The following is a 15,686-nucleotide window of genomic DNA, read 5'->3' on the forward strand; positions in this document are numbered from 1 at the left end:
CTTCGGCGAGCGCCGCGGCCCATAATCGGCGCCTGCACAACAATGGCCGTGAGCGCACCATGACCTCGAGTCCCGATCTCCCCGCGGTGCCAGACGCACCGCGCAAGAGTCGTAAGAACAATCCGGAAAAGACCCGCGAGAATATTCTCCAGGAAGCCATTGTCGAGTTTGTTCAGCAGGGCCTGTCCGGCGCCCGCGTGGACGCCATCGCCGAGCGCATCCACACCTCCAAGCGCATGATCTATTACTACTTCGGCAGCAAGGAGCAGCTGTACGTCGAGGTGCTGGAGAAGCTCTACGGCGATATCCGCAACACCGAAACCCGCATGAACCTCACTGCCCTGGAGCCGCGTGAGGCGATTCGCCGGCTGGTGGAATTCACTTTCGATCACCACGACCAGAATGTGGATTTCGTGCGCATCGTCAGCATCGAAAATATCCACAACGCCGAGTACGTAAAGCGCACGCATACGATCAAGGCGATGAATAGCAAAATCCTCGAGGGGCTTGGGGAAACCCTGCGTCGAGGCGCTGAAATGGGGCTTTTCCGCGCAGGGCTGGAGCCGCTGGACGTGCATTTGCTGATCAACTCGTTCAGCTTTTACCGGGTGTCCAACCGCCATACCTTCAGCGAGATTTTCCAGATCGAACTGTCGGATGAGGCGATCAAGCAGCGGCACCGGGAGATGATTTGCGAGTCGGTGTTGCGTTACCTGCAAGCCTGAGAACATCTGATTTAAGGCTGAATGCAATCAATGTGGGAGGGGGCAAGCCCCCTCCCACATTTGACCTCTGGTTCGGCAGTCAGGTATTCATGCTCTGGAAGTGCGTCAGCATTCGCCCTGCATCCGCCACTTGGCCGCTGAACAACTCAAACGCCTTCACCGCCTGAAAAACCGCCATATTGCCGCCATCCAGAGTGCGGCAACCCAGGGCGCGGGCATTACGCAGCAGCTCGGTTTCCAGCGGGAAATACACGATCTCCGCAACCCACAGTTCAGCCCTCAATAATTCTGCTGGTACCGGTGTGCCCGGCAGCTTGGCCATGCCCATCGGCGTGGTGTTCACCAAACCATCGGCTTGCGCCATGGCGTTTTCCAAGTGAGTACCGACTTGGGCACGGCCGGCGGCAAACCGCTGGGCGAGGTTATCCACAAGCTCAAGGGCACGGGCGCCGTCGACATCGAAAATACTCAGTTGCTCCACGCCTTCAGCCAACAGCGCATGGGCCACCGCCGCGCCCGCGCCACCGGCACCCATCTGCACTACGCGTTGGCGCGGCACATCATGCAAGTTACGCCGGAAACCTTCGGCGAACCCCAGGCAGTCAGTGTTATGGCCGATGCGCTTGCCGTCCTTGAACACCACGGTGTTGACCGCGCCAATGCCTCGGGCTTCGGCCGACAACTCATCCAGCAACGGCAGGATTGCCTGCTTGCACGGGTAGGTAATGTTCAATCCGGTGAAGTGCATCTGCTCCGCGGCGCGCAGCAGGTCGGGCAAGGCGTTGAGGTCCAGGTGCAGCGGCTCAAGGTCGATCAGGCGATACAGGTAGCGCAAGCCCTGGGCGTCACCTTCCTGTTCATGCAGGGCGGGGGTGCGGGAGGCCTGAATACCGGCGCCGATCAGGCCGGCGAGAATACGCGGTTTCATCAAGCGTTCCCTTTGAGCGTGTGGCTGAAATGTTCCAGGGCCAGGTGGTAGCCATGGCTGCCAAACCCGGCGAGTACTGCCTTGGCGATGGGTGACACAAAGGAGTGATGACGAAACGCTTCACGGGCATGCACGTTGGATAAGTGCACTTCGATCACCGGTACTTCACTGGCGACCAGCGCATCGCGAATCGCGACCGAGGTGTGGGTCCAGGCTGCCGGGTTGATCACGATACCGGCGCAGCGGGCGCGGGCACCGTGGATCCAGTCGAGCAGTTCGCCCTCGTGGTTGGTCTGGCGAAACTCGATTTTCAGCCCGAGCTTTTCTGCGCTACGGCCACACAGGGCAGCGATGTCGGCCAGGGTTTCGTGGCCATAAGTGGCGGGCTCGCGGGTGCCGAGCAGGTTGAGGTTGGGGCCGTTGAGCACCAGCACGATGGGCGGCATAGAGGCATCTCCACAGTTCTTATTGGTTGTGGAGATAAAATGTACTGGATGGTTAATTTGGTCAATTGATCGCAGCGGATCCGTTCGATTATCGAACCGTTAATCAACGGCACTCATCAATCCAATCAGATTAGATATCAATTGAAAATCATTCTCGACAACGCTTAAGATGCCCGCCTGTTTCCTTAACATTCCAGGGAGTCGGTTTGTCGGACGTGGATCTCAAGGGCCTGTTTCTCAAGCACGCCGATACTCTGCGCGGGTATCTGGCCCGCAAGGTACGGGACCCGCAATTAGCCGCAGACCTGGTGCAGGAGAGCTTCCTGCGCCTGGCCGAAAAACCGGCCGGTGAGCGTATCGACAACTCCCAGGGCTATCTCTATCGAACGGCGAGCAATCTGCTGATCGACCATATTCGCCAGGAAGCACGGCGCAAGACGGACACCGTGCCCCACGAAGCGTTGGCCGAGATTGAAGATGAAGTGGCCGGGTTGGAGGCTCAGGCAATGGCGCAGCAACAGCGACAGGCATTGAAGCAGGCACTGGCGGAGTTGCCTGAGCGCACCCAGCAGATTTTCCGCTTGAACCGTATCGACGGCATGACCCACGCCCAAGTCGCCCGGCACCTGGAGATCTCCGACAGCTCCGTGCAAAAGCATCTGGCCAAGGCCCTGGCGTATGTGATGCAGCGCTTGCAGGAAGGCGAGGTGGCGCCATCCGACGAATGAATTACCGAAAAATGCCAGGCCAGACGTCACAGCGTCTATATAACGAAAATTCGAGATTCACACGTGAATAGCCAAGGTCCGCAACAGCACAGCATTACCGAGGAGGCTGCCGAGTGGGCGGTGCGCCTGCACGCCGGTGCCTTGAGTGAACAGGAGCAGGCCGAGTTGCGCCAATGGATCGCCCGTGACAGCCGTCACGAAGCGGCCTTGCGCTTTGCCGAGCAGACCTGGGCGGCGTTGGGCGAAGTGCACAAGGACGACTCTGTACACCGACAGCGCCCGTCTACGGCGGCCATACCCGTGCGCCGCTCCCACCGCCGCCGGCCGTGGCAACGTGCAGCCGCTGTGGCGCTGGTGCTGGTGGTAGCGGGCGTCGGCTGGGTGCGCGGGCCGGACGCCTTGCTGCGCATGCAGGCCGACTACGTCACGCGCAAAGGTGAAGTGCGCACGGTGCACCTGGCCGATGGCAGTACGGTGGAACTGGACTCCGCCAGCGCGATCCGCCTGGATTACGATGGGGTGCAGCGCGGAGTCAGCGTGCTCCAGGGCTCGGCAGTGTTTGATGTGGCGCCGATGGCGGGCGAAGAAACCCGGCCTTTCGTGGTGCACAGCGCCGGGGGCCAGACCCGAGCGCTGGGCACGCGGTTTGTGGTCGAGCGCGAGGGCGACGGTCAAGCCTGGGTCGGCGTGTTGCAGCACAGCGTCATGGTTTCCGTGCAGGGGGCGCCGACAAAAGGCGCTGCCGAGCGCATCGTCGAGCAAGGCCAGGCTGCGCGCTACAGCCCTCAGGACGGTGTGGTCAGCCTTGATCAGTTTGATATTGACCGCGCCACCAGTTGGCGGCGAGGCGTGCTGATTTTCGATCGGCAGCCGCTGGCCAAGGTTATCGAGCAACTCAACCGTTACCGCCCCGGGCGGGTGGTGTTGACCAACCCGGACCTGGGTGAGCGTGAAGTCAGCGGCGTATTCCGTCTGGACATGCTCGACACCGCCCTCGGCACCCTGGCCCATGAGCTTCAAGTGCAACGCTTGGACCTGGCTGGCCTCAGCCTGATCTACTGATCTTTCCCTTGTATCGGTAAGAGTGAACAGGCTGGCTCCTACCGTTTCTTCTCCCTGCGTTAAAAACTTCTAAAAAGTCTTACTGACTTCCCGCACCTCGCACGTCTTGCTAGGTGAGAAGCATTCGCATAAACAAAAAACGCTTAGCGCAGGGATAATCAGAAATGTCAGCACTCACCAAGGGGCGTATTACCGGTAGCCGGTTGGCCCTGGCCATTCACCTGGGGTTGTTCGCCGCCGCCGCACCGGTTTATGCGGTGCAGCCTCTCGCCGGTGCGGCCCAGCCCGCTGTGTTGATGTTTGATATCCCTGCGCAATCCCTCGGCAGTGCGGTGCTGGCTTTCGCCGACCAGGCCGGCCTGCAAGTGTTGTTCGACAGCCAGCGCCTGCAAGGTTTGAGCAGCGCTGCGCTCAAGGGCAGCTTCGACGTGCAGGAAGGGCTTGGCCGCCTGCTCGGTGCTGCTCCGGTTGAATATCGTTTCACCGGCGAGCGCCAGGTCACCTTGACCCGGGTTGAGCAACAGGCCGGTGCCCTGGCCTTGGCGACCACCACGGTCACTGGCCTGCACCCGCAGGACTGGGTGTATTCAACCCCGCGCTCGGTCAGCGTGGTCGGGCGCGAACAGTTGGATCGCAACCCGCCGCGGCATGCCGCCGAGATGCTTGAAGAGGCGCCGGGCGTCTACTCCGCCGTCAGCCAGCAAGACCCAGGCCTGTCAGTGAATATCCGCGGTATCCAGGACTATGGCCGGGTCAACATGTCGGTAGACGGCATGCGCCAGAATTACCAGCAAAGCGGTCACCAGCAGCGCAATGGCACGCTGTATGTCGACCCGGAGTTGTTGTCCGAAGTCGTGATCGAAAAGGGTGCGACCTCCACCCTGGGCGGTGCGGGAGTGATTGGCGGGGTGGCCAACTTTCGTACCGTGGAGGCCGCTGACCTGCTCAAGGATGGCAAGGAAATCGGTGGGCGCATTCGCCTCACCTCGGGGTTGGGCGGGCGCAGCAACGGCACTCATTTCATCGGCAGCTCGGCGTTTGCCGTGGGCACCGATGTGTGGGACATGCTGGTGGCTGCCAGTGAGCGTCACCTCGGCGATTACAACCCAGGCACAAAGGGCAGTATCGGCGAGCTGCGTACCGGCGCGGCTTTTATTCCGGCCAGTGAGGAGCGCATCAAAAACACCACCGTCGCCTATTCGGGGTCGGTGATGCGTTCGCGCCTGCTCAAGCTCGGGCTGAACCTGCCGGCTGACCAGCGTTTGCAACTGAGTTACCTGGCCACCGACGTCGACTACGACGACGTCAATATGATGACCGCCGAAAAGGCCCGGTTATGGGAAAAGCTCGGCAGCAGCGACGTCAAGGCGCAGAACTTCGCGCTGGACTACAGCTATGCGCCGGACGACCCGCTGATCGACTTCAAGGCCAAGCTTTACTACGTCGACACCCGCAATGACCAATCCACGCTGGCCCGGGGTATCAGCAAGGGTTACGAGGTGACCTATCAAACCAATACCTACGGCTTGCAGGCGCAGAACATCTCGACCTTTGCCCTGACTGAGCTGGCCACGTTCAAGGCCAACTACGGGCTGGAATTCTTCTACGACAAGGTCCGGCCAGACTCCAACCAGGCGGTGGAGGCCGGCTCTGCGGTGACGGCCTCGGCGGCCGAAAGCATCACGCCCAAAGGCGACCGCGCGATGGGCAGCGTGTTCGGGCGCCTGGATTTCGACTACGACGGTTGGCTGAACCTCAACGCCGGCTTGCGCTACGACCGCTATCGGCTGCGGGGCGAAACCGGCTTGAACACCCGCACGTTCATCATCGGTACCACCCGCCAAATCGGTGTGCCGGTCAATTACGACGTGGACCGGGAGGAAGGCCGCTTCTCGCCGACCTTCGGCCTGTCGATCAAGCCCGGTGTCGATTGGCTGCAACTCTTTGCCACCTACGGCAAGGGCTGGCGCCCGCCGGCGGTGACCGAAACCATGGTCAGCGGTCGGCCCCACGGCGGTGGTTCGGAATTTATTTTCCCCAACCCCTACCTCAAGCCTGAGCGATCCACCGCGTGGGAAGTCGGGTTCAATGTGCTCAAGGAAGACCTGCTGTTCTCCAATGACCGCGCGGGCATGAAGGTGTCCTACTTCAACACCCGGGTCGATGACTTTTCCTATATGGCCCTGGGCGTGCAGCCGCCTGGTTATGGCAACGTCAATATCGGCAGTGCGGCGTATGTGAACAACCTGGAAACCACGCGTTTCCGTGGCCTCGAATACCAGCTGGACTACGACGCCGGGTTTGCCTACGGCCAGTTCAACTACACGCGCATGCTCGGCAGCAATAAATTCTGCAGCAAGACCGCTTGGCTCGGCGGCGTGACCAAGACCCAGAAGCGCCCGGGCAACCGTGCGCCGGTGGACGCGATGGTGCCAGACGATGCGGCCAATGCCGGCGTGGGCTGCAGCGCGATCCTGGGTTCCTCCGAACACATGCCCATGGACCGCGGCACTGCGACGCTGGGCGCGCGGTTCTTCGAGCGCACGTTGGATGTGGGTGTTCGCGCCCGCTATAGCGCCGGCTACTACGTGAAAGGCGGCGCCGGGGTGACCACTTCGCAGACCGGCGTCTACCCCGCCGACTGGAAGCCCTACACCGTCTACGACCTCTATGGCAGCTACCGCGCCACCGACCAGCTGACCCTGCGCCTGGCCATGGAAAACGTCACCGACCGCGCCTACCTGGTGCCGCTGGGCGATGTGCTGGCCTTCACCCTGGGCCGTGGGCGCACCTTGCAGGGCACCGTTGAATATCAGTTCTGACCGCTTTTGCCCAGTGACGGGCAAAACCACAGCAGGCACTGGCTTGCTGCGGAGTGACCACCCAATGACTTGGAGTTTTGCATGAGCATTTCTATTTCATACAGCACGACCTACGCCGCCAGCACCGTCGCCCAGTACTTGAGCGATTGGTCGGCCTACTTCGGTGATCTCAACCACCGTGAAGGTTCGGTCAAAGAGGGTGTGAACACCGGTGGTTTCAATCCTGGGCCGTTCGACGGCACCCAATATGGCGTTTCGAGCAGCGTCAGTGATGCGGCGGTAGTCGCTGAAGGCAGCCTGCATTACACCTTGTTCAACCCGCCGTCGCACACGCTGTGGGGTTCGCTCGACGGCCTGACCCTGGGTGACACCCTGGCCGGTGGCGCAACCAGCGGTGGCTACACCATCGCCAACCAGGAAGTCAGCTTCACCAACCTGGGCCTGTCGAGCCTGCAGGCCGAAGGCCGTGACGGCCAGGTGCACAAAATCGTGTACGGCCTGATGAGCGGTGACAGCTCGGCACTGGCCTCGGCGATCGACACCTTGCTCAAGGGCATCGACCCAAGCCTGTCGGTCAACTCCACTTTCGATCAACTGGCCGCTGCCGGTGTGGCGCATCAGGACTCGGCTGCGTTCGCCGCTGCCGATGTGGGCCTGGTCGGCATTCAGGATGCGCCTCAAGATTTCGCCCTGGCCGCCTGATGCAAAAAAGCCGATGAACGATCACTCCTTCATCGGCCTTGTTAAACCCCCGTCGCTGCCCGAGTTTTTCGAAGGCCAGGGCGGCGGCGGGTGCGAACTCTGTGGGTACGCCAGCGGTGCTGTCAACGCACCGGGCGGGCCCTTGCTTGACTCTTCAATGGGACAACCTCCATGACTCGGCCCGGTGCCAAGCGCGCGAATGAGATGCTGGCTGCACTGACGGCCTATAAAAGCGCCTTCTTCAACATCGGCCTGTTTTCGGCGGTGATCAACCTGCTGATGTTGGCCCCGGCGCTGTACATGTTGCAGGTGTACGACCGAGTACTGGCCTCCGGCAACCAGATGACCCTGCTGATGCTGACGCTGATGATCCTCGGCCTGTTCGGCTTGATGGGCGCGTTGGAGTGGGTGCGCAGCCAGGTGGTGATTCGCCTCGGCACGCAGATGGACATGCGCTTGAACCAGCGTGTGTTCGACGCCGCCTATGAAGCGCAGCTCAAGGGCGGCACCCAGGCGGCGGGCCAGGCCTTGCATGACCTGACCACCTTGCGCCAGTTCGCCACCGGCCAGGCGTTGTTCGCCTTTTTCGATGCGCCATGGTTTCCGGTGTACCTGCTGGTGATCTTCCTGTTCCACCCCTGGCTTGGGCTGCTGGCGCTGGGCGGTGCGCTGTTGCTGATCGCCCTGGCGTGGGCCAACCATCACGTCAGCCAGGCGCCGATGGCTCTGGCCAGCCAACTGTCGATCAGCGCCAGCCAGCAGGCCACGGCCAACCTGCGCAATGCCGACACCATCGAGGCCATGGGCATGCTCGCCACTTTGCGCGGGCGCTGGTTCAGCCAACACAAGGCGTTTCTGGTGCAGCAGAACCTGGCCAGTGAAAAGACCGCCGTTGTCACCGCCTGGTCCAAGGGCGTTCGCCTGGCCCTGCAGTCTTTGGTGCTGGGCTTGGGCGCCTGGTTGGCGGTGCAGGGCGATATCACCCCGGGGATGATGATTGCCGGGTCGATCCTGATGGGCCGGGTGCTCAGCCCCATCGACCAGTTGATCGGCGTGTGGAAGCAGTGGAGCTCGGCGCGCCTGGCCTATGAGCGCTTGTCGCTGATGCTGGAGGCAAACCCGGCGCGACCGCAACGCATGGGCCTGCCCGTGCCCAAGGGCCAGGTGAGCGTGGAGCAAATCAGCGCCTGCGCACCCGGTAGCCGCCGGCCAGCGCTGGCCAACCTGGGGTTCAGCCTGCCAGCGGGCGATGTACTCGGTGTTATTGGCCCGTCGGGGTGCGGTAAATCCACCCTGGCCCGGGTGCTGGTGGGAGCCTGGGCACCGCTGGCCGGCAAGGTGCGCCTCGATGGTGCCGACCTGGCCCTGTGGGACAAGCAGCAACTGGGCCCGCATATCGGTTACTTGCCCCAGGACATTCAGTTGTTCGCCGGCAGCATCGCGCAAAACATCGCGCGCTTTGAAGCGGTGGATGCCGACAAAGTCCTCGCTGCCGCGCAAATGGCAGGCGTGCATGAGCTGATCCTGCAACTGCCGCAAGGCTACGACACCCAACTGGGGGAAGGCGGCGCGGGCTTGTCCGGTGGGCAAAAACAACGGGTGGCCCTGGCGCGTGCGCTGTACGGCCTGCCGGCGCTGATCGTGCTGGACGAGCCCAATGCCAACCTCGATGAAGCCGGTGAACAGGCGCTGCTGCAAGCCATCGCCCAGCTCAAGCAACAGCGCCGCACCCTGATCCTGATTACCCACAAGCCCAACGTGCTGAGCCTGACCGACCAGTTGCTGATCCTCAAGGACGGCCAGATGCAGGCCTTCGGCCCGACGGCGCGGGTGTTGGAGGCGCGGCAGAAACCTTTGGCGACCAAACCGGTATCGACCATGAGCATGAGCTACCGCCTCGGTGAAGGAAAACACGCATGAGCCAGAGCACACCCACATGGGTCAGCGACCCGCCGCACAACGTGCTGGCGCTGGATGACAAAAAATACTCACGCCTGGGCTGGTGGCTGGTGCTCGGGGGCTTTGCCGGGTTCCTCGGCTGGGCGGCGCTGGCCCCGTTGGACAAGGGCGTGGCCGTGTCGGGCAAGGTCATGGTCTCGGGCCATCGCAAGACGGTGCAGCACTCGGCGGGTGGGATCGTCGAGCGTATCGAGGTGCGTGACGGTGACCGGGTCAGCGCCGGCCAGGTGTTGCTGCGTTTGAAGGAGACCCCGTTGCGCGGGCAGATGCAGTCACTGCGCAGCCAGTACCTTGCGTCCCTGGCCAGCGAAGCGCGCTTGAATGCAGAGAGCGAAGGTTTGCCGGCCATCGAGTTTGCGCCTGAGTTGTTGGCTGCTCCCGAAGCCGCCGCGAACCTGAGCCTGCAACGGCAGCTGTTCGCTAGCCGCGCCCAGGCACTCGCCACCGAACAGGCGGGCCTGCGCGAAACCATCGGCGGTTTTGAGGCGCAGTTGCGCGGCACGCGGGATTCCCAGGCGAGCAAAGTGCAACAGCGAGCGGCGTTGAATGAGCAACTACAGGGCCTGCGCGAGCTGGCACGCGACGGCTATATCCCACGCAATCGCCTGCTCGACAGCGAGCGGCTGTATGCGCAAATCGACGGCGCCATCGCCGAGGATTTCGGCCGCATCGGCCAGTTGCAACGCCAGGTGCTGGAATTGCGTTTGCGCATTCGCCAGCTCGGTGAAGACTTCCAGAAAGACCTGCGCAGCCAGTTGGCCGAGACCCGCACCCGCAGCGATGACCTGCGCAATCGCCTGGCTTCGGCCGAGTTCGAACTGGCCAACAGCCTGGTACGCGCACCGGCGTCTGGCGTCGTGGTGGGGTTGGAGGTGTACACCGAGGGCGGCGTGATCAAGCCCGGCCAGGCCCTGATGGATATCGTGCCCCAGGGTGAGCCGCTGTTGGTGGAAGCGCGTGTACCGGTGCAGATGATCGACAAGGTGCACCCGGGCTTGCCCGTGGAATTGATGTTCTCGGCGTTCAACCAGTCCACGACGCCACGGGTGGCGGGTGAGGTCACGCTGGTATCGGCCGACCGTCAGGTCGATGAGCGCACCGATGAGCCGTACTACACGTTGCGTGCCCAGGTCAGTGCGGCCGGCATGCAGCAACTGGACGGCGTGCAGATCCGCCCGGGCATGCCGGTGGAAACTTTCGTCAAGACCGGTGAGCGCTCGATGCTCAACTACCTGTTCAAACCGTTGCTGGACCGCACCCACATGGCCCTGGTGGAAGAATGAAGGCGTTGTTGTTCACCCTCTGTTTGAGCTGTACACCGGCGGCGCAGGCCCTGGGTTTGTTGGACGTGTATGACTTGGCCCTGCGCAACGACCCGACCTTTCAAGCGGCGATCCAGGAACGTGAAGCCGGTGAAGAAAACCGCGTGATCGGCCGAGCGGCACTGCTGCCCAACCTGTCGTGGAGCTACAACCATTCGCGCAATGAGTCCGACGTCACCCAGAGCACCGCCCTCGGTAATGTCAGCAGCGACCGCAATTACCGCAGCTACGCCTCGACGCTGACCCTGCAACAACCGCTGCTGGATTACGAAGCCTATGCACGCTTTCGCCAGGGCACGGCTCAAGCGTTGATGGCCGACGAGCGCTTTCGCGGCAAGAGCCAGGAGCTGGCCGTGCGTGTGCTGGGCGCCTATAGCCAGGCGTTGCTGGCCCAGGAACGCATAGAGTTGAGCCGAGCGCAAAAACGCGCCTATGCCGAACGCCTGCAACTCAATGATCGCCTGCTTAAAGGCGGTGAAGGCACGCGCACCGATGTGCTCGAAACCCAGGCGCGCCTGAGCCTGGCCCAGGCCGAAGAAATCGAATCCCTGGATACACAGGACAGCGCCTTGCGCGAGCTGGAGGCCATTGTCGGCCAGCCGCTGCAGCTCGAAGAGCTGGCACCCCTGGCCCGTCAATTCGATATCGCGCCGCTGGAACCGAATCGCTTTGAAACCTGGCGTGAACTGGCCATGGCCAACAACCCTGAACTCAAGTCCCAGCACCACGCGCTGGACGTGGCGTCTTACGAAGTGGAGCGCAAGCGCGCCGGGCACTTGCCCAAGGTCAGCCTGTACGCCAGCAGCCGTCAGACCAGCTCCGATTCAGAAAGCAGCTACAACCAGAAGTACGACACCAACAGCATTGGCATTCAGGTCAGCCTGCCGCTGTTTGCCGGCGGGTCGGTGTCGGCCACCACACGCCAGGCGGCCAACCAACTGTCCCAGGCCCAGTACGAACTGGACGCACAAACCGCCGCCACGCTGGTAGAGTTGCGCAAGCAATTCAACCTCAACACCAGCGGCGCGGCGAAGGTGCGGGCCTATGAAATGGCAGTCAGTTCCGCCACGGCGCTGGTGGCCGCCACGAAGAAAAGCGTCAGTGGCGGTGAGCGCGTCAACCTCGACGTGCTCGACGCCGAACAACAACTGTTCACCGCCCGCCGCGACCTGGCGAATGCGCGGCATGCGTACCTGCTGGCGCGCATTCAGTTGAAGTATTACGCCGGGTTGCTGAGCGAGCAGGACTTACGAACGCTGGCCGGGTACTTCCAACCCTCGGCATGAGTGGTTACAACCCGGCATTCGCCGGGTTTTTTGTGGTTACTAATCTGTGAAACAGCTTCGGGAAAAGGAGCCGGTTGTCGGGTGGCAGAGGGAAATTGTTACCTGGCGGAAAATAACCTAACGGATGGGTTACGATGAGAGTAGGTGCTTACAAAGGCTATGTCATTTCGGTGTTTGTCAGGGATGAGCATTGTCCGCCTCATGTACATGTGAGGGGCAAGGAGTGGGATGCGCGGTTTCGTTTCAGTTTTCTGGATGGGGACGTTGAGTTGTGGGATGTAGAGCCTGAACGAAGGCGGCCACCCATAGCGGTTCTGAAGGAAATACGCCAGGTGATCATGCAGCGGCATTATCTGGCGCGGGCACGCAGGATTTGGTGGGAAAAACTGCAAACGGTTTGCCTGGAGAATCATTCCTGGAATTGGGACGCGGGTGAATTGGTTCCAGGGTTGGTCATTCGACCGGGTGTCTACGTCATCGCAAGCGCCCGGCACGACGTTGTCGAGCAACGGACTATTTTGAATCTGGTAAGAGCGCCAGATTGCGTGGGGATTAATTTATGAAGATCGTAAAAGCTAAGGTCAAACCTTATGTACCTCTCACTGAAGCCGACGTTGACAAGGCGATAGCCCGTGGCCGCAGGCTAAAGCGCCTGTACGCCAACGCCAGCAATGTACGCTATGAGAACGACAGCATCTCCATTGGCTTCAGCGACGGCAGCCGCGTCACGTTGCCGGTGGCTGGCCTGCCGGAATTCGAAGGCTTTTCAGAGAAGGATTTCCAGCAGTTGGAAGTGACTTTCGGTGGCAAGGCTATTAGCTGTGAGGCTCAGGATCTGGATGTTTCGATCACAGGCCTGATCGCTACAAGCCAGCCTCTGATGGACCTGGCAACCAGCCTGGTGGCATCGCGCAATGGCCGCAAAAGCAGCGCCGCCAAATCCGCCGCCGCCCGCGCCAATGGCAAGAAGGGTGGCCGGCCACGCAAGGAAGTACCGGAGACCTCAGATACAACAGACACATGAATAACCAATGTGGGAGTGGGCTTGCTCGCGAATGCTGCGTGTCAGTCACCGAATCTGTCGCCTGGTAGGCCACATTCGCGAGCAAGCCCGCTCCCCCATTATTATGTCTATACCCGCAGATTTATCGGCGCGTCAGCAACACACCCGACTCCATATGGTGCGTCCACGGGAACTGGTCAAACATCGCGCACTGGGTAATTCGGTGCGTGTCATGCAGTTGCGCAATGTTCGCCGCCAACGTCTCCGGGTTGCAGGAGATGTAGAGGATGTTATCGAAACGCCGGGTCAGTTCGCAGGTGTCCGGGTCCATGCCTGCGCGGGGTGGGTCGACGAAAACGCTACCGAATTCGTAGCTTTTCAGGTCGATGCCGTGCAGGCGGCGAAACGGGCGCACTTCATTCAGCGCTTCGGTGAGTTCCTCGGCAGAGAGACGCACCAGGGTGACGTTACTGATCGCGTTTTCATCGAGGTTGCTCAAGGCCGCATTCACCGAGGTCTTGCTGATCTCGGTGGCCAGCACTTTACGCACGCGGGTGGCCAACGGCAGGGTGAAGTTGCCGTTGCCGCAGTACAGCTCCAGTAAATCGTCCGGGCGCTCGCCCAGCGCTTCATACGCCCAGTTGAGCATCTTCTGGTTCACCGTGCCGTTGGGCTGGGTGAAGGCGCCTTCGGGTTGGCGGTAGCTGAAGGTGCGGCCACCGACATCGAGTTGTTCCACCACGTAGTCATGGCCGATCACATCGCGCTTGCCTTTGGATCGGCCGATGATGCTCACGTTCAGCTCAGCCGCCAGCTTGTTCGCGGCGGTGTGCCAGTGCTCGTCCAGCGGGCGGTGGTAGCACAGGGTGATCATCGCGTCGCCGGCCAGGGTGGTGAGGAACTCCACCTGGAACAGCTTGTGGCTCAGAGCGGCGCTGGCTTGCCAGGCGGCCTTGAGTTGCGGCATCAACTGGTTGATGCGCTGGCTGGCGATGGGGAACTCTTCGATGAGGATCGGCGTGCGCTTGTCGTCCTGGGAAAACATCGCGTAGTGGCGCTCACCGCCTTCGCGCCACAGGCGGAACTCCGCGCGCAGGCGGAAATTCTGCAGGGGCGAGTCGAAGACCTGCGGCTGCGGTGCGTCGAACGGTGCCAGCAGGTCACGCAGGCGCGTGACCTTGTCTTGCAGTTGAGCGGTGTAGCTTGCGGCGTCAAAAGTCATGCGTTGAACCAGCCCAGCTTGATCACAAACAGAATCGACAGGATCACCAGTGCCGGGTTCAGCTCACGGTAGCGGCCCGAAAGCAGCTTGATGGCGGTCCAGGCGATGAAACCGAAGGCAATGCCGTTGGCGATGGAGTAAGTGAAGGGCATCGCCAGGGCGGTGATCACCACCGGCGCTGCAACGGTAATGTCGTCCCAGTCGATTTCGGCCAGGCCCGAGGTCATCAGCACGGCAACGAACAGCAGCGCTGGCGCGGTGGCGAAGGCCGGAACGCTGGCCGCCAGTGGCGAGAAAAACAGCGCCAGCAGGAACAGAATGGCGACCACGATGGCGGTCAGGCCGGTGCGGCCACCGGCGCTCACGCCCGCAGCGGATTCGATGTAGCTGGTGGTGGTCGAGGTGCCCAGCAAGGAGCCGGCCATGGCGGCGGTGCTGTCGGCGATCAGCGCCCGGCCCATTTTCGGCATGTGGCCGTCCTTGCCCATCAGGCCGGCGCGCTTGGCGACGCCGATCAGGGTGCCGGAGTTATCGAACAGGTCGACGAACAGGAAGGCAAAGATCACGCTGACCAGGCCGATATCCAGCGCGCCCTTGATATCCAGCTGCAGGAAAGTCGGGGCCAGGGACGGTGGCATCGAGGTCACGCCGCCGAACGGGGTGACGCCCAGCAGGATCGAGACAATCGTCACCGCCAGTATGCCGATCAACACGGCGCCGCGTACTGCCAGGGCTTCCAGCGCAACGATCAGCACGAAACCGAGGGTGGCGAGGATCGGCGCCGGTTGTTTCAGGTCGCCCAGGCCCACCAGGGTGGCCGGGTTGGCGACCACGATACCGGCGTTGTGCAGGGCGATCAGCGCCAGGAACAGGCCGATACCGGCGGCAATCGCCGAGCGCAGGGGCAGGGGGATACTGTTGATGATCCACTCGCGGATGCGGAAGATCGACAGCAGGAAGAACAGCACCGCCGAAATGAATACCGCACCCAGCGCCACTTGCCAGGTATGGCCCATGTGCAGGACCACGGTGTAGGTAAAGAAGGCGTTGAGGCCCATGCCCGGTGCCAGCGCAATCGGGTAGTTGGCGATCAGGCCCATCACGGTGGAACCGATGGCGGCCGCCAGGCAGGTCGCGACAAACACCGCGCCCTTGTCCATGCCGGTCTCGCCGAGGATGCTCGGGTTCACGAACAGGATGTAGGCCATGGCCAGGAATGTGGTGATACCCGCGAGAATCTCGGTGCGCACATTGGTGTTGTGTGCTTTGAGTTGAAACAGCTTTTCCAGCATACCGGCTCCCTGTGACGCTATTTTGCGTCGTTATTTGTTGACCTCTAAGTCAAAGCACAAATTGCGCCAAGCGCCTGTGGTTTCAGAGAGGATCGGAAAAAGCGGCGCATCATACCAGCAGCCGACGCCGTGTGGCGCATGGGCTGCGTATTCTCGATCATGGCCTTGAGGCATACTGCGCCGACGTTC

The 15,686-nt window shown here is 61.8% G+C and carries 14 protein-coding genes; 10 read left to right on the forward strand and 4 right to left on the reverse strand.

Translation table 11 applies throughout. The features are described from left to right. Positions 1 to 59 precede the first annotated feature (59 nt). Positions 60 to 725, forward strand: coding sequence for a TetR/AcrR family transcriptional regulator (locus tag JFT66_RS15545; protein ID WP_034117783.1), 666 nt, complete (start codon positions 60 to 62; stop codon positions 723 to 725). Between the two features lie 79 nt (positions 726 to 804). Here JFT66_RS15545 and JFT66_RS15550 read toward each other — a convergent pair whose 3' ends face one another. Next, complete coding sequence (locus JFT66_RS15550) at positions 805 to 1,653, reverse strand: shikimate dehydrogenase (RefSeq protein WP_442963608.1); 849 nt, start codon at positions 1,651 to 1,653, stop codon at positions 805 to 807. Beyond that, a complete protein-coding gene (gene aroQ / locus JFT66_RS15555) occupies positions 1,653 to 2,099 on the reverse strand; it encodes a type II 3-dehydroquinate dehydratase (RefSeq protein WP_034117785.1) in 447 nt (148 codons plus the stop codon). Before aroQ ends, JFT66_RS15550 begins: the two co-directional genes overlap by 1 nt. Positions 2,100 to 2,305: 206 nt before the next feature. Here aroQ and JFT66_RS15560 point away from each other — a divergent pair, with 206 nt between their 5' ends. The 9 genes from JFT66_RS15560 to JFT66_RS15600 all read left to right on the forward strand — a co-directional run bounded on the left by JFT66_RS15560 (position 2,306) and on the right by JFT66_RS15600 (position 13,004). Continuing rightward, the gene (locus JFT66_RS15560) at positions 2,306 to 2,827 is read left to right on the forward strand and encodes an RNA polymerase sigma factor (RefSeq protein WP_034117786.1); all 522 of its coding nucleotides are present in this window, start codon (positions 2,306 to 2,308) and stop codon (positions 2,825 to 2,827) included. 63 nt (positions 2,828 to 2,890) lie between these two features. Then, positions 2,891 to 3,889, forward strand: a complete 999-nt coding sequence (locus JFT66_RS15565) for a FecR family protein (RefSeq protein WP_162524957.1) — start codon at positions 2,891 to 2,893, stop codon at positions 3,887 to 3,889. A gap of 164 nt (positions 3,890 to 4,053) precedes the next feature. Continuing rightward, on the forward strand, positions 4,054 to 6,711 hold the full coding sequence (locus JFT66_RS15570; RefSeq protein ID WP_198859574.1) for a TonB-dependent receptor: 2,658 nt from the start codon (positions 4,054 to 4,056) through the stop codon (positions 6,709 to 6,711). Between the two features lie 81 nt (positions 6,712 to 6,792). Then, positions 6,793 to 7,413, forward strand: a complete 621-nt coding sequence (locus tag JFT66_RS15575; RefSeq protein ID WP_034117789.1) for a heme acquisition protein HasA — start codon at positions 6,793 to 6,795, stop codon at positions 7,411 to 7,413. Between the two features lie 171 nt (positions 7,414 to 7,584). After that, the gene (locus tag JFT66_RS15580) at positions 7,585 to 9,333 is read left to right on the forward strand and encodes a type I secretion system permease/ATPase (RefSeq protein WP_198859575.1); all 1,749 of its coding nucleotides are present in this window, start codon (positions 7,585 to 7,587) and stop codon (positions 9,331 to 9,333) included. Further along, positions 9,330 to 10,655: an HlyD family type I secretion periplasmic adaptor subunit gene (locus JFT66_RS15585; protein WP_198859576.1), complete on the forward strand. Its 1,326-nt coding sequence runs from the start codon at positions 9,330 to 9,332 to the stop codon at positions 10,653 to 10,655. Before JFT66_RS15580 ends, JFT66_RS15585 begins: the two co-directional genes overlap by 4 nt. Beyond that, on the forward strand, positions 10,652 to 11,980 hold the full coding sequence (locus JFT66_RS15590) for a TolC family outer membrane protein (RefSeq protein WP_198859577.1): 1,329 nt from the start codon (positions 10,652 to 10,654) through the stop codon (positions 11,978 to 11,980). Before JFT66_RS15585 ends, JFT66_RS15590 begins: the two co-directional genes overlap by 4 nt. Before the next feature lie 134 nt (positions 11,981 to 12,114). Continuing rightward, positions 12,115 to 12,543, forward strand: coding sequence for a DUF4160 domain-containing protein (locus JFT66_RS15595; RefSeq protein ID WP_034117793.1), 429 nt, complete (start codon positions 12,115 to 12,117; stop codon positions 12,541 to 12,543). Further along, positions 12,540 to 13,004 carry a DUF2442 domain-containing protein gene (locus JFT66_RS15600; RefSeq protein ID WP_153839424.1) on the forward strand — a complete coding sequence of 155 codons (465 nt, stop codon included), beginning with the start codon at positions 12,540 to 12,542 and terminating at the stop codon, positions 13,002 to 13,004. Before JFT66_RS15595 ends, JFT66_RS15600 begins: the two co-directional genes overlap by 4 nt. Positions 13,005 to 13,125: 121 nt before the next feature. Here JFT66_RS15600 and trmA read toward each other — a convergent pair whose 3' ends face one another. Both trmA and JFT66_RS15610 read right to left on the reverse strand, forming a co-directional pair. Beyond that, positions 13,126 to 14,205, reverse strand: coding sequence for a tRNA (uridine(54)-C5)-methyltransferase TrmA (gene trmA, locus JFT66_RS15605; RefSeq protein WP_034117795.1), 1,080 nt, complete (start codon positions 14,203 to 14,205; stop codon positions 13,126 to 13,128). Continuing rightward, a complete protein-coding gene (locus JFT66_RS15610; RefSeq protein WP_034117796.1) occupies positions 14,202 to 15,497 on the reverse strand; it encodes an NCS2 family permease in 1,296 nt (431 codons plus the stop codon). Before JFT66_RS15610 ends, trmA begins: the two co-directional genes overlap by 4 nt. Between the last annotated feature and the right edge of the window lie 189 nt (positions 15,498 to 15,686).

The sequence above is a fragment of the Pseudomonas sp. MF6755 genome (assembly GCF_016405635.1).
Lineage (GTDB): Bacteria > Pseudomonadota > Gammaproteobacteria > Pseudomonadales > Pseudomonadaceae > Aquipseudomonas > Aquipseudomonas haemolytica.